General features: G+C 58.6%; 17 protein-coding genes. 8 read left to right on the forward strand and 9 right to left on the reverse strand.

Annotated elements, in window-relative coordinates; translation table 11 throughout:
* Positions 1-7: 7 nt before the first annotated feature.
* Genes obgE through K3759_RS07780 form a run of 3 tightly spaced genes read left to right on the forward strand, consistent with a single transcriptional unit; the run spans position 8 to position 3,433 of the window.
* On the forward strand, positions 8-1,042 hold the full coding sequence (gene obgE / locus K3759_RS07770) for a GTPase ObgE (protein WP_259985437.1): 1,035 nt from the start codon (positions 8-10) through the stop codon (positions 1,040-1,042).
* The gene (gene proB, locus K3759_RS07775) at positions 1,030-2,136 is read left to right on the forward strand and encodes a glutamate 5-kinase (RefSeq protein ID WP_259985438.1); all 1,107 of its coding nucleotides are present in this window, start codon (positions 1,030-1,032) and stop codon (positions 2,134-2,136) included. The genes obgE and proB overlap by 13 nt, the downstream gene beginning before the upstream one ends.
* Positions 2,137-2,167: 31 nt before the next feature.
* The gene (locus tag K3759_RS07780) at positions 2,168-3,433 is read left to right on the forward strand and encodes a glutamate-5-semialdehyde dehydrogenase (protein WP_259985439.1); all 1,266 of its coding nucleotides are present in this window, start codon (positions 2,168-2,170) and stop codon (positions 3,431-3,433) included.
* Positions 3,434-3,436: 3 nt separating this feature from the next.
* Here the strand turns inward: K3759_RS07780 and K3759_RS07785 are convergent, their stop codons facing one another.
* Positions 3,437-4,039: a histidine phosphotransferase family protein gene (locus K3759_RS07785; RefSeq protein ID WP_259985440.1), complete on the reverse strand. Its 603-nt coding sequence runs from the start codon at positions 4,037-4,039 to the stop codon at positions 3,437-3,439.
* Positions 4,040-4,068: 29 nt separating this feature from the next.
* On the opposite strand from K3759_RS07785, the gene K3759_RS07790 reads away from it, so the two are divergent.
* From K3759_RS07790 to tsf, 5 genes are all read left to right on the forward strand, one after another.
* The gene (locus tag K3759_RS07790) at positions 4,069-4,254 is read left to right on the forward strand and encodes a DUF3553 domain-containing protein (RefSeq protein ID WP_259985441.1); all 186 of its coding nucleotides are present in this window, start codon (positions 4,069-4,071) and stop codon (positions 4,252-4,254) included.
* A gap of 147 nt (positions 4,255-4,401) precedes the next feature.
* Positions 4,402-5,160, forward strand: coding sequence for a GNAT family N-acetyltransferase (locus K3759_RS07795; RefSeq protein WP_259985442.1), 759 nt, complete (start codon positions 4,402-4,404; stop codon positions 5,158-5,160).
* Positions 5,157-5,993 carry a 1-acyl-sn-glycerol-3-phosphate acyltransferase gene (locus tag K3759_RS07800; protein ID WP_259985443.1) on the forward strand — a complete coding sequence of 279 codons (837 nt, stop codon included), beginning with the start codon at positions 5,157-5,159 and terminating at the stop codon, positions 5,991-5,993. Before K3759_RS07795 ends, K3759_RS07800 begins: the two co-directional genes overlap by 4 nt.
* Before the next feature lie 154 nt (positions 5,994-6,147).
* A complete protein-coding gene (gene rpsB / locus K3759_RS07805; RefSeq protein WP_259985446.1) occupies positions 6,148-7,023 on the forward strand; it encodes a 30S ribosomal protein S2 in 876 nt (291 codons plus the stop codon).
* Positions 7,024-7,122: 99 nt separating this feature from the next.
* Positions 7,123-7,998, forward strand: coding sequence for a translation elongation factor Ts (gene tsf / locus K3759_RS07810; protein ID WP_259985447.1), 876 nt, complete (start codon positions 7,123-7,125; stop codon positions 7,996-7,998).
* Between the two features lie 303 nt (positions 7,999-8,301).
* Here tsf and K3759_RS07815 read toward each other — a convergent pair whose 3' ends face one another.
* The 8 genes from K3759_RS07815 to pstC form a co-directional block, all read right to left on the reverse strand.
* Positions 8,302-9,057: a LuxR family transcriptional regulator gene (locus K3759_RS07815; RefSeq protein ID WP_259985448.1), complete on the reverse strand. Its 756-nt coding sequence runs from the start codon at positions 9,055-9,057 to the stop codon at positions 8,302-8,304.
* Positions 9,057-9,494: a type II 3-dehydroquinate dehydratase gene (gene aroQ, locus K3759_RS07820; protein WP_259985449.1), complete on the reverse strand. Its 438-nt coding sequence runs from the start codon at positions 9,492-9,494 to the stop codon at positions 9,057-9,059. The genes K3759_RS07815 and aroQ overlap by 1 nt, the downstream gene beginning before the upstream one ends.
* A 156-nt stretch (positions 9,495-9,650) precedes the next feature.
* Positions 9,651-10,658 (reverse strand): IS30 family transposase, encoded by a 1,008-nt coding sequence (locus K3759_RS07825; protein WP_259985450.1) that lies wholly within the window; start codon positions 10,656-10,658, stop codon positions 9,651-9,653.
* Between the two features lie 133 nt (positions 10,659-10,791).
* Positions 10,792-11,481, reverse strand: coding sequence for a phosphate regulon transcriptional regulator PhoB (phoB, locus tag K3759_RS07830; RefSeq protein WP_067936042.1), 690 nt, complete (start codon positions 11,479-11,481; stop codon positions 10,792-10,794).
* A 4-nt stretch (positions 11,482-11,485) separates the two neighbouring features.
* A complete protein-coding gene (phoU, locus tag K3759_RS07835; RefSeq protein ID WP_259985451.1) occupies positions 11,486-12,193 on the reverse strand; it encodes a phosphate signaling complex protein PhoU in 708 nt (235 codons plus the stop codon).
* A 4-nt stretch (positions 12,194-12,197) separates the two neighbouring features.
* On the reverse strand, positions 12,198-12,995 hold the full coding sequence (pstB, locus tag K3759_RS07840) for a phosphate ABC transporter ATP-binding protein PstB (RefSeq protein ID WP_259985452.1): 798 nt from the start codon (positions 12,993-12,995) through the stop codon (positions 12,198-12,200).
* 15 nt (positions 12,996-13,010) lie between these two features.
* The gene (pstA, locus tag K3759_RS07845; protein WP_259985453.1) at positions 13,011-14,366 is read right to left on the reverse strand and encodes a phosphate ABC transporter permease PstA; all 1,356 of its coding nucleotides are present in this window, start codon (positions 14,364-14,366) and stop codon (positions 13,011-13,013) included.
* Positions 14,363-15,859: a phosphate ABC transporter permease subunit PstC gene (pstC, locus tag K3759_RS07850; RefSeq protein WP_409202506.1), complete on the reverse strand. Its 1,497-nt coding sequence runs from the start codon at positions 15,857-15,859 to the stop codon at positions 14,363-14,365. Before pstC ends, pstA begins: the two co-directional genes overlap by 4 nt.
* Positions 15,860-15,880: the final 21 nt, after the last annotated feature.

Consider the following 15,880-nt stretch of genomic DNA (forward strand, 5'->3'; position numbering starts at 1 on the left):
CAAGACCATGAAGTTTCTCGACCTGTGCAAAGTCTACATCCGATCCGGTGGCGGTGGGGGCGGCTGCGTGTCGTTCCGGCGCGAGAAATACATCGAATATGGTGGGCCTGACGGCGGCGACGGCGGCACGGGCGGCTCGGTCTGGGCTGAGGCGGTGGATGGGCTGAACACGCTGATCGACTTTCGCTATCAGCAACACTTCTTTGCCAAAAACGGTCAACCCGGTATGGGCAAACAGCGGACCGGCAAGGATGGCGACGACATCATCCTGCGCGTGCCCGTGGGCACCGAGATCCTCGACGAGGATCAAGAGACGGTCATCGCCGATCTGACAGAGCTGGGCCAGCGCGTTCAGCTTGCGCGCGGCGGCAATGGCGGCTGGGGCAACCTGCACTTTAAATCCGCCACGAACCAAGCGCCCCGTCGGGCAAACCCCGGCCAAGAGGGTGTTGAACGCACGCTTTGGCTGCGGTTGAAATTGATCGCTGACGTGGGTCTTCTGGGCCTGCCGAATGCCGGGAAATCAACCTTTTTGGCAGCCACGTCCAACGCGCGGCCCAAAATCGCAGATTACCCATTCACCACGCTGCACCCGAACCTTGGGGTGGTTGGCGTCGATAACACTGAATTCGTCGTTGCGGATATTCCCGGCCTTATCGAAGGGGCCTCCGAAGGGCGTGGGCTGGGCGATCTTTTCCTAGGCCATGTAGAGCGTTGCGCGGTATTGTTGCACCTGATCGACGGCACATCCGAGACTGTGGCCGAAGATTATCACACGATCATCGGCGAGCTGGAGGCCTATGGCGGCGATCTGGCCGAGAAACCGCGGGTCACAGTGCTCAACAAGGTTGATGCATTGGATGAAGAAGAGCGTGCAACCCGTTTAAAAGAATTGCAAAAAGCCTGCGGTGGCGACGTCATGATGATGTCAGGCGTGGCCGGTGAGGGCGTCATCGAGGTGCTACGCACCCTGCGCCAGAATATCGACAATGACCGCCTGCGTTTCCGCACCTCTGAGGAAGAAGAGACTTGGCAACCCTAAGCACCGCCCGCCGTGCCGTCATCAAGATCGGTTCCGCCCTTTTGGTGGACCGCGAAAGCGGCAACCTGCGCCGGGACTGGTTGACCGGACTGGCGCAAGATGTGTTGTGGCTCAAAGGGTTGGGCTGCGATGTTGTGCTGGTGTCCTCGGGCTCCATCGCGCTTGGCCGCGGCGTTCTGGGGTTACCGCCGACCGTCTTGGCGTTGGAACAGGCGCAGGCTGCAGCAGCGGTTGGACAAATTCGCCTCGCCCGCGCCTATGAAGAGGTGCTGGCACCCCACGGCATCACGACTGCGCAGGTCTTGGTAACGCTCGAAGACAGCGCCAATCGCCGTCGATACCTCAACAGCCGCGCAACGCTGGAGCAACTGCTCTCCCTCGGTGTGGTGCCGATCGTGAATGAGAATGACACGGTCGCCACCGATGAAATCCGATTTGGCGACAATGACCGTCTTGCTGCGCAGATCGCGGTGACGGTGGGGGCGGATCAGTTGATCCTGCTGTCGGATGTGGACGGGTTCTACAGCGCCAATCCTACGCATGACCCAACTGCGAAACGCTATGACGTCATTGATACGATCACGCCTGAGATCGAGGCAATGGCGGGCGATGCCGGTTCGGGACTCTCCAAAGGCGGCATGAAAACCAAACTGATGGCGGCGCGCACCGCAACGGCTGCGGGTTGCGCGATGGCGATCACCGATGGCTTTGTCATGCGCCCTCTGACGGCTTTGGAATCCGGGGCAAATGCCACGTGGTTCAGCGCGCAGAGCGATCCGCAGGCCGCCCGCAAGCGTTGGATTGCAGCAATGAAACCGCGCGGAGGGGTGACTTTGGACGCAGGCGCGGTCGCAGCTTTGGCAAGGGGGACATCCTTGCTGCCAGCGGGGGTTACGGCTGTCGAGGGCAGCTTTGAGCGGGGCGATAGTATCGCGATGTTTGACCCTACGGGCCACGCTATTGGCTACGGTCTTTGCCGCTATTCGGCAGAAGAAATCGGACAGATCAAAGGGCATAAAAGTGCGGAGATCGAGGCGGTTTTGGGCTATCCCGGGCGTGCCGCGCTGATCCACCGGGACGACATGGCGCTTTAGGCGCGCGAGATTAAGACAGGGGTATAAGGCCATGAATGACATCGAAAATATTCCCGAACTGATGGCCGATATCGGTGCCCGTGCCCGCGCTGCGGCGACAGAATTGGCCACCGCGACGGCAGAGCGTAAACACGCCGCCCTGTTTGGTGCCGCCGAAGCCGTATGGAATGACCGAGCCGATATCATTGCCGCCAATGCCAAAGACCTCGACTTTGGCCGCGACAAAGGTTTGTCGGACGCGATGATGGACCGGTTGATGCTGGATGAAGACCGCATTCGCGGCATGGTCGATGGGTTGCGCTCTGTCGCGGAACAGGCTGATCCGGTGGGCGAAGTGATTGCCGATTGGGACCAGCCTTCGGGGTTGAACATTCAGCGTGTTCGCACGCCCCTGGGGGTCATCGGAGTGATTTATGAATCGCGCCCCAATGTGACGGCGGATGCTGGCGCGCTCTGCCTTAAGGCAGGAAATGCGGTCATCCTGCGCGGCGGATCGGAGAGCTTTCATTCCTCGCGCGCGATCCACCGTTGCTTGCAGCAAGGGCTGCGGAATGCGGGGATGCCCGAAGATGCAGTGCAGCTTGTGCCGACCCGCGACCGCGCTGCGGTACGTGAAATGTTGACCATGACCGATACCATTGACGTGATCGTGCCCCGTGGCGGCAAAGGGCTTGTCGGGCTGGTGCAACGTGAAGCGCGGGTGCCGGTCTTTGCCCATCTGGAGGGTATCGTGCACATCTTTATTGATGCCGAGGCGGACCCCGAGAAAGCGCTTAGAGTGGTGTTGAACGCCAAGACGCGGCGCACAGGTATCTGCGGTGCCGCGGAATGCCTTTTGATCCATGAAGATATCGCAAAGACCATCGGCAATGGTGTGATCCGCGCGCTGGTCGATTCTGGTGTCGAAGTGCGCGCAGATGCGGTATTGCAGGATATTTCCGGAACCGTGCCTGCCGCGGATACGGATTGGGGGCAGGAATACCTCGACATGATCGTCGCCGCGCGAACAGTACCCAATGTGCAGGCCGCTATGGCCCATATCCGTCAGTATGGCTCGGGCCATACAGATTGCATTCTGACCGAGAACCATGAGACCGCAGCGACGTTCCTGAATGGGTTGGATTCTGCAATCTTGATGCACAATGCCTCGACCCAATTTGCCGATGGCGGCGAGTTTGGCATGGGCGCGGAGATTGGCATCGCCACTGGCAAGCTCCACGCTCGCGGCCCGGTCGGGGCGGCGCAGTTGACGAGCTTTAAGTATCTCGTGCGCGGCGACGGCACGGTGCGCAGCTAACACCTAAAAGGACAGGGTCAGTTCCGTTTCGCTCCGGTCCAGAGTGATCTCTTTCCCCTGTACTTGGGCGAGGATTGGCAGAAGCGCGAATTGAACCTGCGCCGGCTGAAGGGGCTTGTCTTGATCTGGCTGAGACAGAAGCGCCCAAAGCTCAGCTTCGACGGCAATTTTGTCGGCTTCAGCTTGCAGCCGCCAATGGCCGGCCTCCTCAGCAACAGTGATCCGCCCGCCATGATGAAGGGCTGTTTCCATACACAGCAGAGCAAGGAATGCCATCCGCACGCAGTTGCGCGATTGTGGCGTGGTGATTTGCCAGTCGATCTCAACCCGTGAGCCGGCGTAGAGATCGCGTAAGATTGATGTCACCTCACCCTGACCCATGGTCTGTTCACCGGCGGCGCCAAAAGCGATGCGGAAAAAACGGATCCGGGCAGAGGCGCTTTCCACGCTTTGGCCGATCAGCTCAAGCTCTGGCCCCGGAGCAGCCCCGGTGCCCGCCATATTGAGCAGTTCAAGGCCGTTGTTGATCGCACCAATTGGCGATATCAAGTCGTGACAGATGCGGCTGCCGATGAGTGCGGGCAGGTCGAGGTTAATCTGGCCCATGTTGGCCTCCCAGAATGATTGGAAAACGCATGGATGATCTAAATGCGCTGCTTACGCCGGGCATGTTGGTCATGCATCCGCAACACCCCGAATGGGGCGCAGGCCAAGTGCAAAGCAACATCGGCGGCAAGGTGACGGTCAACTTTCGTGACCAGGGCAAGGTGGTCATAGACAGCTTTCGCTTAGAATTGGTGCCGGTCTTTGATGAGGGGTGATCCTTTCCAAATCCTTAATAGTGGAAGTTATTTTATATAACGCAACTATAGGAAGAGTAGGCGATCGCTGTCCTTCTGGCAAGTGTTGCGCCTCAGGGGCTGATTGCCTATCAGGCGGAGACTTTGTTTTACGCACAGGAATGGCCGATGCCGCGGGGCGTTGCAGCAGATTTTCAGGTCAGACTGGCGCAAACGGACGCCGATGTGCAGGCTGCGCAACGGCTGCGCTATGAGGTCTTTGTCCAAGAGCTTGGTGGCGGCGGCGCGATGGTGGACCATGCGGCGGGGTTGGAGCGGGACCGGTTTGACCCCTTCTTTGATCACCTACTTTTGACGGATCTGCGCAATGGCAAGCTCGCGGGCGTTTACCGTGTGATGCGCGGCGACATGGCCGCGCGGGCAGGGGGCTTCTATTCCGAGGCGGAATACGACCTGACACCGCTGATACAATCGGGGCGCAAGTTGTTGGAACTCGGGCGGTCTTGCCTTGATCCGAGGTACCGCGGTGGTGCTGCGATGCACCATCTCTGGGGCGCCTTGGCGCGCTATGTGGCAGAGCATGAGATCGAGGTTCTGTTTGGTGTGGCGAGTTTTCATGGCACCGATACGGCCACTTTGGCCGAGCCACTTTCGCTTCTCCATCACCGGCATCTTGCGCCTCTGGAACTGCGCGTTCGCGCCCGGGAATTTGCGCCGATGGACCTGATCCCAGAAGAGGACCTTGATCGACGCAAGGCCATGTTGGCAGTGCCGAGCCTGATCAAAGCATATCTTCGTTTGGGTGGTTCTGTAGGGGAGGGCGCCTATATTGACCGCGCCTTTAACACCACAGATGTCTGCCTGATCCTTGATACGAAGCAGATGAGTGCACGCCAGTCGCGAATTTATGGTGGGGGCGCTGGATGACTACGACTTGGGACAGTGACCAGCCACCGCCGAACCTGCGGCTGACCTTCGGAGGGACGCTGCGTGTGGTCCTGCGCGGCTTGTTGCTTGCGCTTTTGGTCTTTGGCGGTCTGGTGATCCTGGTTCTGCTGCGGCTGGTTGAGCGGCCAATTTTCGGACTGCACCGGCCTGTGACACCCTATATCACGCAGACGGTCTGTCGCGCGGCCTTTTGGGTGCTGGGCATGCGCTTTGTCAGACATGGCACACCGATGGAGGGGCGTGGCGCGGTGGTGGCCAACCATACATCATGGCTAGATATTTTCGCGCTTAACGCGGCAAAACGGATTTATTTTGTCTCCAAATCCGAAGTCGCAGGCTGGCCCGGTATTGGTTGGTTGGCGCGGGCCACGGGGACGGTCTTTATCCGGCGGGACCGGGCTGAAGCCCGCAGCCAGACCGAGGTCTTTCGCGCGCGGTTGATGGCAGGGCATAAGCTGTTGTTCTTCCCCGAAGGCACCAGCACCGATGGGCTACAAGTGCTGCCCTTTAAAACGACGCTTTTCGAGGCCTTTTTTGATTCCGAACTGCGTGATGAGATCGCGGTGCAGCCGGTGAGCGTGATCTACCATGCGCCCCGGGGCGAAGATGCGCGCTTTTACGGCTGGTGGGGGGATATGTCTTTCGGTGCGCATCTGCTCACAACCTTGGCCGCGCGGAAACAGGGAACGGTCGAGGTGGTCTATCACTCGCCGCTGCCCGTGGCGGCGTTTGCCGGGCGCAAGGCACTGGCGCAGCGCTGCGAAGCCATGGTGCGGGCAGGGCACAGTGCCCGCCAGACCGGTGTGCAATAAGCCCTTGCACCGCAGCGCGTGCTGGCCTATACGCGCCCCACTTGAACCCGCAGTCGGGGTTGGGCCTTTTGGGGAGAAATCCCAAAACGTCCGCCGGTTGGCAGCATATCGCTGTCATACCCCCGATGAGGCTAAACCGGAAAGGTATAAAGACATGGCTCTTCCTGAGTTCTCCATGCGCCAATTGCTTGAAGCAGGCGTACACTTTGGTCACCAGACACAGCGCTGGAACCCCCGCATGGGCCCGTACATCTACGGCGCACGCAACGGCATCCACATCATGGACCTCACGCAAACCGTTCCTATGCTGGACGATGCGCTGAAAATCATCCGTGACACCGTCGCCAAAGGCGGCAGCGTTCTCTTCGTCGGTACCAAGCGTCAGGCTGCCCAGCCGATCGCCGAAGCCGCAGAGAAATGCGCACAGTATTACATGAACCACCGTTGGCTCGGCGGCACGCTGACCAACTGGCAGACCGTTTCGCAGTCGATCAACCGTCTGAAAAACATCGATGAGCAGTCCGAGCGCGGCTTTGAAGGCCTGACCAAGAAAGAGCGTCTTGGCATGGAGCGCGACCAGTTCAAACTGGAAGCATCGCTGGGCGGTATCCGTGAAATGGGCGGTCGTCCGGACCTTCTGTTCGTCATCGACGTGAAAAAAGAAGCACTGGCAATCGCCGAAGCTAACAAACTGGGCATTCCGGTTGTGGCCGTGGTTGACACCAACTGCTCGCCCGATGGCGTTGACTACATCATCCCCGGCAACGACGACGCGGCCCGCGCCATCTCGCTCTATTGCGATCTGGCAGCACGTGCGGCGCTTGACGGCATGTCGGCTCAGCTGGGTGCGGCAGGCGTTGACCTCGGCGCGATGGAAGAAGCACCGCAGGAAGAAGCGGTAAGCGAAGAAAGCACCGGCGTCGAAATCGGCAATGCGTCCGAAGAGACCGTGCACAACGATGCCATGGGCAAAGATGCACCGCTGGACATCGAATCCAAGAAAGAGACCGTCGCAAAAGCCGAAGGCTAAGCGTTACGGACCTGAAACACGGGGCAGGGTAACCTGCCCCGATTTCCAATATTTGCGGGCCTCGGGCCCGCCCCCTTATTTCCAAAGGAGACCCACGAGATGGCAATCACAGCATCCATGGTCAAGGAACTGCGCGACACCACCGGCGCAGGCATGATGGACGCCAAAAAGGCACTGACAGAAAGCAACGGCGACATGGAAGCCGCCGTTGACTGGCTGCGCACCAAAGGTCTGGCCAAAGCGGCGAAGAAATCCGGTCGTACAGCAGCCGAAGGCCTTGTGGCCGTTAAGGTTGAAGGCGGTCACGGTGTCGCGGTTGAAGTGAACTCCGAAACCGACTTCGTCGGCAAGAACGCTGAATTCCAGTCCATGGTCAGCAACATCGCAGACGCGGCGCTGAAAGCCGATGACGTCGAAGCGCTGAAAGCGGCTGAGATCAATGGCAAATCCGTTGAGACCACGCTGACCGACGCCATCGCCAAAATCGGCGAGAACATGTCCCTGCGCCGCATGGAAAGCATCGACGGCGAGACCGTTGTTTCCTACGTGCATAACGCAGCTGCACCCGGCATGGGCAAAATCGGCGTTCTGGTTGCCATGAACGGTGGCAACGAAGAGTTCGGTAAGCAGGTTGCGATGCACATTGCCGCTGTGAACCCAGCGTCGCTCTCCGAAGCTGATCTGGACCCGGCAGTTGTCGAGAAAGAAAAGCAGGTCCAGATGGACATCGCACGTGAAAGCGGCAAGCCCGAAGCCGTGATCGAAAAGATGATCGTTGGCCGGATGCAGAAGTACATGTCCGAAGTGACATTGCTGAACCAGTCCTTCGTTGTGAACCCCGACCTGACCGTCGGCAAAGCAGCAGAAGAAATCGGCGCAACCATCACCGGTTTCGTGCGTCTGGAAGTTGGCGAAGGCATCGAAGTTGTCAAAGAAGACTTCGCCGCCGAAGTGGCTAAGGCTGCCAAAGGCTAAGCCTTTCATCTATATTACGAAAAAGGCGGCGCATTCCGATGCGTCGCCTTTTTTCGTTTCGCGGAAATTTGCGAATAGTAGCGTCTTGCAACAGTGCAGGGCAGGGTGTTTCCTTAAGTGTTGGGTAGGGTTCCGGTCAGCCAGGTGAAAAATATACCTGACTGAGACCGGCGGCCCGAGAAGTGCCCTGGTATTACAGGGATTAACGGCCCGTCGTATCGCTGATGCGAACACCCGCGATACTGGCGGACCATGGACATCTACCACCCTAGGTTCCAGTAAGGTTTTCCATACCTTAATATATTAAGGATCCATAACGAACATTTGGTTCGCGAAGGCGGCCTTCAATACGGCCTGAGCCGTCGTCTCAACCGACAGCGCTTCGCGCGCGAGACGGAGGTGCTTTTCCACCGTAGCGGCCGTCAGACCCATCAAAAGAGCGATGTCCTGCGTCGTCTTGCCATCTCCAACCCATTCAAGCACTTCAAGCTGGCGGCGCGTGAGGCTGCGGTTGGGGCTGCTATAGGGTAGGGAGAGGATTTTAAGATGCGCGATCTCATTCATGAGTTGGATATCCGCCCCATGCTCTGCCCAGATGGCGTCAACTTCCTGTTGAGTCATCCCGCGTTTGGCTGTCAGCGCAATGGCACCCTTGGACCGTGCCGAAATCGAGCGGAAACTGATCGTATAGCCGGCCGTCACATCCATGCTGCGGTTGAACTCAATCACCCGGTTTTCCGTCTCGGTCAGACCTTCGCGTTGTGCGATTTCATAAAGGACGCCCCAGCTACAAGCGCCTTCGTTGTTCAGCGCCCAACGAACCATCGGGGCGTTGAAATAAAGCCCGCTGTGCAGATATCCATTCAAATATTCTGAGCTTTGATTGCTCAAAATCACAAAATCCGCTGGATCGCCCAGCGAAGTCGGGGTTCGGTAGCGCGTGAAGCCGTAGATCAACCGGTCGAACCCGTAGTCAGCCATCTGTCGCGTATGGGCATTCCAGAGTTCTTCGATTGTCGGGCTATGCGCGATCTTGTGAAGATAGTCGCGCAAAGTCATTAGCTTACGAGACGATGTTGAAGGGCCTGAAGTGCCAGAACATAGCCGTGTGCACCGAATCCGCAGATTTGGCCGATGGCCACAGGGGCGATATAGGACCTGTGCCGGAAGCTTTCTCGGGCATGTATATTGCTCAGATGCACTTCGACCACAGGCAGTTCGACCGAAGCAATAGCATCCATCAGGGCAATCGATGTATGCGTGTAAGCGCCAGCGTTCAAAACAATACCTGCGTGACGGCTGCGGGCCTCATGAATCAGCTCAATCAGCGCACCTTCATGGTTAGACTGCGCAAACTGTACCTCTAACCCCAGCCGCGCAGCTTCCGCCGCGCAGAGAGCTTCGACATCCGACAAGGTCGTTTTGCCATAAACCTCAGGCTGTCGTGTGCCTAAAAGGTTCAGGTTCGGGCCGTTCAAAATCAGTACAGAGGCCATAATCACTCGCTCAAAATCATCTAGATAGTGTTAACGGAGCGAAACTGGCGCTGTCCAGCGTCAGGTGGCATTGAGGTGCTACTGTGGCGAGAAGAACGCAACAAAAGGCCAGTATGTGAATTCACGTTGAAGTGCAATTTCTGTTTGATCAGTTTATCAGGGTGACGTCACCCTTTCCATCAGGTTCAATCGGAAGACTTCAGCGGGCGTTTGATACCCCAGGCACTTGCGCGGCGTATTGTTGAGACAGTCGCAGATCGACCTTAAATATCGATCTGTGAGCACCGTGGGATCAGCCTTTCGCGGAAGGTAGCGGCGTAGACGGTTGTTGGTGTTTTCGACCGTACCCTTCTGCCAAGGCGATTGGGGGTCGCAGAACCAAGCGTCGACACCAAGCCCAGCTTTCAAATGCCGCCAGGCAGTGAACTCTGTGCCGCGATCAAATGTGATGCTGCGACGGGCTTCAGCGGGCAGGGGAGACAAGCTATCAATCAGGCCTTCCATTACCGGCTTTGACTGACGATCTGGGTTCTTTAAAACGACAGCGAACCGGCTCACGCGTTCGACCAACGAAGTCACATTCGCTTTCCCAAACTCCTTGCGGAACATAACCAGATCGCACTCCCAATGCCCGAACTGGCTACGTTCGGCTATCGCTTCGGGACGATGGGCTATGGCCAATTCCTCAAGAAACCTACGCCCATGATGCTTGCGCGTTCCACGTGGCCTGCGACGCCTGCGATGCTCAGGCAGGTGGCGATAAAACTTCTCAGCACGGCCATCGTTAGAATAGGCGTAACGGTAAATCGTCTCGTGACTGACCCGCATCGGATGGCGTTCCAGCTTCATGCGCCCGGCGATCTGTTCGGGCGACCAACCGGCATCAAACCGGTCGCGAACAGCTGCCTTGATCTCCGGGTCTCGGATCAACTTGCGATGCACCGCACGACGCTTCTCATATTGATCCTGTGCAATCATGGCGTGGTAGCCATTCAGCTGCGGAAGTTCGGTATCAGAATAGGTGTTTCGTCTGATCTCACGGTAGATCGTTGACGGCGCGCGTTGCAGATTGTCGGCGATCTCTTTGACGGGCATCTTCGCTTCAAGCCATCTGGCCAGCTTGCGACGTTCTTTGAGGTTCAGGTGAGGGTAGCAGCGTCCCATTGATCAACTCCATGCAAGGTTCTGTTTTAATACAGAATTCGCACTTCATTTGTGAATCCATCTACAGAAATACACAAAGCGTATAATTGGTATTATGTAACTAAATAGAGCTCTGCGGAAGGCACAATATTGCTTAACCCAAGGCGTATCCGGCCCCACGTACCGTTCTGATCGGATCGCCGCCGCCTTCGCGGGTCAGCGCCTTGCGCAACCGCGCAATGTGAACGTCGACGGTGCGTGTGTCGACATAGATATCGCGGCCCCAAACGTGATCGAGCAGTTGGTCACGGCTGAACACCCGGCCGGGTTTCTCCAGCAACGTTGTAAGCAATCGGTACTCAGTCGGCCCCAGTTTCAGCTCATTGCCCGCACGGCTCACACGGTGACGCTCCGGATCAAGCTGGATGTCATCAAAGCTTAGAAGCGCGCCTGCGGCTGCGGGTCGTGTCCGCCGCAGTTGCGTCCGCACCCGTGCCATGAGTTCGCGCAGATTGTACGGCTTGATCACATAGTCATCCGCGCCTGTCTCAAGGCCCCGTACTGTGTCCACTTCCTCGGAGCGCGCTGAGAGCATGATGACCGGGATATGCCTGGTGCTCTCTCGCGACTTTAGCTGGCGGCAGACTTCGATGCCGCTCATCAAGGGCATCATCCAATCGAGGATCACTAGATCAGGTGCGGCCTCTGACACCAGCAGCATGGCTTCCTCACCATCCTCGGCGCGCCGTACCTCAAAGCCTTCGGCTTCGAGGTTATAGGCCAGCACCTCTCGTTGCGCGGGTTCGTCTTCTACCAGCAAAACCTGTGGCCGGGTCACGTCCATCGTCTCAGCCCTTCGTGATGATCGAGGTGCGGTCAGCCTTGGGCCGGTCGTCCTCAGGCGTCTCACCAGTCACCAAATAGACGACCTGTTCGGCGATGGCGGTCACATGGTCACCCATACGCTCAACGTTCTTGGCGATGAAATGCAGGTGCATGCAGGCGGTAATGCTGCGTGGGTCTTCCATCATGAAGGTCAGGAATTCACGGAACAGCGCGTTATACATCTGGTCGACATCTTCGTCGCGCGTGATCACGTCGCGCGCTAGATCGGCATCGCGCTGGATATAGGCGTCAAGTGCATCTTTCAGCATCGCCTCAACCGCGCCGGCCATGCGGCGGATCGCGCCGGTGCTGTCGCTGACCGGCTCCATCTGGTTCAGCACGCTGCTGCGCTTGGCCATGTTTTTCGCATAGTCGCCAATGCGTTCCAGGTTGGCGCTAATCTTGATGACGCTGAGCGTCAGACGCAGGTCAATGGCCGTCGGGGCGCGCAAGGCGATGACGCGGGCGGCGCTTTCGTTGATCTGCTCTTCCAGCCCGTCGATGGCCTTGTCCCCTGCCCTCACCTCATTGGCGAGCTCTTCGTCGCGGGTTTCAAGTGACTGGGCACCACGGCGAATGGCGTCTTCGACCAAGCCGCCCATTTTGAGGATCTGCGCCTGAACGGCTTCCAGATCGCGGTCGAATGCTGATGCAATGTGTTGATCTGACATGATATTATCCAATACGGCCGGTGATGTAGCTTTCGGTGCGCGGGTCTTTGGGGCGCGTGAAAATGTCGTCGGTGTCGCCATATTCAACGAGGTTCCCGAGGTGGAAGAAGGCGGTCTTCTGGCTCACCCGTGCGGCCTGTTGCATGGAGTGTGTGACGATCACGACGGAATAATTCTGCCGCAATTCGTCAATCAATTCCTCAACTTGCGCGGTGGCGATCGGATCAAGGGCTGAGCAAGGTTCGTCCATCAGAAGCACTTCCGGCTCTGTCGCGACGGCGCGGGCGATGCACAGACGTTGCTGTTGTCCGCCCGAGAGGCCGGTGCCCGGCGCGTGCAGACGGTCTTTCACCTCGTTCCAGATCGCCCCACGGCGCAGCGCCTGTTCGACAATCTCATCCAGATCGGCCTTGTTGCGCGCCAGCCCATGGATGCGCGGGCCGTAGGCGACGTTGTCGTAGATCGACTTCGGAAACGGGTTCGGCTTTTGGAACACCATGCCCACTTTGGCCCGCAGCTGCACCGGATCGACGCGTTTGTCATAGATGTCTTCGCCGTCGATCCGGATATCGCCAGTCACACGGGCTGAATCAATTGTGTCGTTCATCCTATTGATACAGCGCAAGAAAGTCGACTTGCCGCAGCCCGACGGGCCGATAAAGGCGGTCACTGTCTTGTCGTTGATGTCGATGTCCACGTCGCGAATGGCGTGGCTGTCACCGTAGTAGACCTGCACATTGCGGGCCGCGATCTTGACGGGTTGGATTGTCACGTCACTCTCCGAATATCTGTTGTCTTTCATGGTCCCGTCCCTCGTTTACCAGCGCCGCTCAAAGCGACGGCGCAGCAGCACGGCGATGGCGTTCATTGAGATCAGGAACACCAGCAAGATGATGATACCGCCCCAAGCGCGTTCATAGAAGGCCGGGTCAGCGCGTTTGGCCCATTCGTAGATCTGGGCCGGCATGGCGGAGTTCGGCGACATCAGTCCCTCGGCAATGCTTTCCGGCGGGTTGGAGGCGATGAAGCCGACCATCCCGATCAGCAGCAAAGGCGCTGTTTCCCCAAGCGCTTGGGCCAACCCGATGATGGTCCCGGTCAGGATGCCGGGCGCAGCCAATGGCAGCACATGGTGGAAAACCGATTGCATCTTTGAGGCCCCTACCCCGAGCGCCGCATCGCGGATCGAGGGCGGCACGGATTTCAGCGAGGCGCGGGTCGAGATGATGATCGTCGGCAGGGTCATCAGCGTCAGCACCAGACCACCGACCAAGGGTGCGGAGTTTGGCAGGTGCATGTAATTGATAAAAACCGCAAGGCCCAAGATGCCAAAGACGATCGACGGGACCGCCGCGAGGTTGCTGATGTTCACCTCAATAATGTCGGTGATCCAATTTTTCGGTGCGAACTCTTCAAGATAGATCGAGGCCGCGACTCCGATTGGCAGTGCCAGCACCAGCACCACCAGCATCATTGCGAATGAACCGATCATTGCCACACCCATGCCCGCCGCTTCGGGCCGTGCGTCAGAGGCGTCGGCGCCAGTGATGAAGTCGAGGTTGAAGCGTTTTTCAATACTGCCATCTGCGATCAGCGCATCAACCAGATCAAGCTGCTCGGCGCTGATGTTCTTGTCGTTGGCGATGCTCTCACGGCTGACACGGCCCTTGAGATAGCCATCGACGCGGCTGTTGGTGAGGAATTCAAACTCCGCATCGCGGCCGATTAGGCCCGGGTTGGCAAGCACATGATCACGCAATTGGGCGGCGGCATCTTTCGACAGGATGCCAGCCATAGCCTTGGCTTTCAGGTCACTTTCGATGTCTGCAGTTTCGATCTTATTCTCGAAGGCCGCGTTCAGCAGAGGGGAATAACCGAAGGTCGAGACCTTTTTGATGTCTTCCAGATCGCGGTTGCCGTTCTTGTCGAGCTTGTGTTCCAAGAGCGGCACGGAAAGTGTCACATAGGTCTGCTGGAACGCGCCCGTCCCTCGCGAGATGATGGTAAAGAGCAGCGTGAGCAGCATCAGCAAGCCGATGGTGATCGCCACGATACCATAGAGTTTGAAACGACCCTCGGCGGCGTTGCGGCGTTTGGTACGCGCGTCTTGCTTCAGCAAGGACGCGCCGCGCGGGTCTGCGAAGGGGGCTGCGGGGTTGGGGATATCGCTCATTCGTACTGCTCCCGGTATTTACGCACGATGTAGAGGGCCAGCACGTTGAGGCCCAAGGTCAGGACGAAGAGGGTCAGGCCAAGGGCGAAGGCCACCAGCGTTTCAGGGCTGGCAAAATCGCTGTCCCCGGTGAGCTGGCTGACGATGCGGGTGGTGATGGTGGTCATGGCTTCCAGCGGGTTGGCCGAGATCCGGGCGATGGCCCCTGCCCCCAGCACGACGATCATCGTCTCACCGATGGCGCGGCTCGCGGCCAGCAAAACGGCGCCGACGATACCCGGCAAGGCGGCGGGGATCACGACTTGACGGATCGTCTCGGACTGTGTGGCACCCAAGCCAAAGGAGCCGTCGCGCAGCGACTGAGGCACCGCGTTGATGATGTCATCGGACAGGGAGGAGACGAAGGGAATCAGCATGATGCCCATCACCAGCCCTGCGGTCAGAACCGAGGTCGCCCCCGACATCCAGTCAACGCCCAGAAGCCCTGCATCGCTGCGACCGAACACCTCCACAAGGAACGGCCCCACGGTCAGCAATGCGAACAGACCGTAGACGATGGTGGGGATACCGGCGAGGATTTCCAGAAGTGGTTTGGCCGTGGCACGCACCTTGGGGCCCGCGTATTCGCTCAGGTAGATCGCCGCGAAAAGCCCGATGGGCACGGCCACCAGCAGCGCGATGAGAGAGATATAGAGAGTTCCCCAGAGCAGCGGGAGGATCGACAGATCACTGTCGCCGCGGAAATTGGGCGCCCAGGAGGAGCCGAAGAAGAAGTCAGTCCAAGGATGCAGCTTGAAGAAATTGATCGTCTCAAACAGCATCGACAGCACGATGCCCACGGTGGTCAGGATCGCCAGCGATGCGGCGAGGATCAGCAGCGCTTTGATGCCACCTTCGACCCGATTGCGGGCGCGAAATTCGGCGTTGGTTTCGCGCAGAACCATGACCAGCCCGGCAAGGGCAATCAGGGCTACGATGATGTTGCGCCAGAAATTGCCCGTGGCCGACATCTCGCGGTAAGTCTGCGCAGCGGCGAGGACTTCGGGGCTGATTTCAGCCCCAATGGCGACGCCTCGCTCGGCCAGCAACGCGCGCAGTTCCCCAGCGGCGGAGAGGTCCGACGCATCGCCAGCGCTCATGCCACCTGCAGAAACCGTCGCATCCAGCCCATCGGCCAGACGGCGCACATCGCTCATGATTAAGTTGACGGAGGACCCTTCGGGCACCGCTCCGGCGGGGATCATATCGACCACCGAAGATTGCACCAGCATCGGCTGCACCAGTAGCCAGGTACCCAGAACCAAAAGCGCGGGCACTGCCACGCTCATCACCGCGTTATAGCCGTAATAGCTGGGCAGCGAATGCAGATTGCGGCTGTCGCCCTGGGCCGAGGTCAAAGCCCGACCCCGCGCAAGGAAGTACCCGCCCAGTGCCAAAGCCGCGATCAGGATGACCAGCGGTAGCACCGCGCTTGATGTCAGTATTTGTCCCACATGTCCCCCGGTGGATCAAAA

Origin of the sequence: Sulfitobacter sp. W027 (assembly GCF_025143985.1) — a bacterium.
Classification (GTDB): domain Bacteria; phylum Pseudomonadota; class Alphaproteobacteria; order Rhodobacterales; family Rhodobacteraceae; genus Sulfitobacter.

Bases quoted from the DNA above. Each gene is read 5' to 3' on its own strand.
- aroQ (WP_259985449.1), bottom strand. From the start codon at position 9,494: ATGGCCTCTGTACTGATTTTGAACGGCCCGAACCTGAACCTTTTAGGC.
- K3759_RS07785 (WP_259985440.1), bottom strand. From the start codon at position 4,039: ATGGGCCAGATTAACCTCGACCTGCCCGCACTCATCGGCAGCCGCATC.
- K3759_RS07815 (WP_259985448.1), bottom strand. From the start codon at position 9,057: ATGACTTTGCGCGACTATCTTCACAAGATCGCGCATAGCCCGACAATC.
- K3759_RS07790 (WP_259985441.1), top strand. From the start codon at position 4,069: ATGGATGATCTAAATGCGCTGCTTACGCCGGGCATGTTGGTCATGCAT.
- phoB (WP_067936042.1), bottom strand. From the start codon at position 11,481: ATGGACGTGACCCGGCCACAGGTTTTGCTGGTAGAAGACGAACCCGCG.
- K3759_RS07795 (WP_259985442.1), top strand. From the start codon at position 4,402: ATGCCGCGGGGCGTTGCAGCAGATTTTCAGGTCAGACTGGCGCAAACG.
- K3759_RS07825 (WP_259985450.1), bottom strand. From the start codon at position 10,658: ATGGGACGCTGCTACCCTCACCTGAACCTCAAAGAACGTCGCAAGCTG.
- pstB (WP_259985452.1), bottom strand. From the start codon at position 12,995: ATGAAAGACAACAGATATTCGGAGAGTGACGTGACAATCCAACCCGTC.
- phoU (WP_259985451.1), bottom strand. From the start codon at position 12,193: ATGTCAGATCAACACATTGCATCAGCATTCGACCGCGATCTGGAAGCC.
- tsf (WP_259985447.1), top strand. From the start codon at position 7,123: ATGGCAATCACAGCATCCATGGTCAAGGAACTGCGCGACACCACCGGC.
- K3759_RS07800 (WP_259985443.1), top strand. From the start codon at position 5,157: ATGACTACGACTTGGGACAGTGACCAGCCACCGCCGAACCTGCGGCTG.
- rpsB (WP_259985446.1), top strand. From the start codon at position 6,148: ATGGCTCTTCCTGAGTTCTCCATGCGCCAATTGCTTGAAGCAGGCGTA.
- K3759_RS07780 (WP_259985439.1), top strand. From the start codon at position 2,168: ATGAATGACATCGAAAATATTCCCGAACTGATGGCCGATATCGGTGCC.
- obgE (WP_259985437.1), top strand. From the start codon at position 8: ATGAAGTTTCTCGACCTGTGCAAAGTCTACATCCGATCCGGTGGCGGT.
- pstA (WP_259985453.1), bottom strand. From the start codon at position 14,366: ATGAGCGATATCCCCAACCCCGCAGCCCCCTTCGCAGACCCGCGCGGC.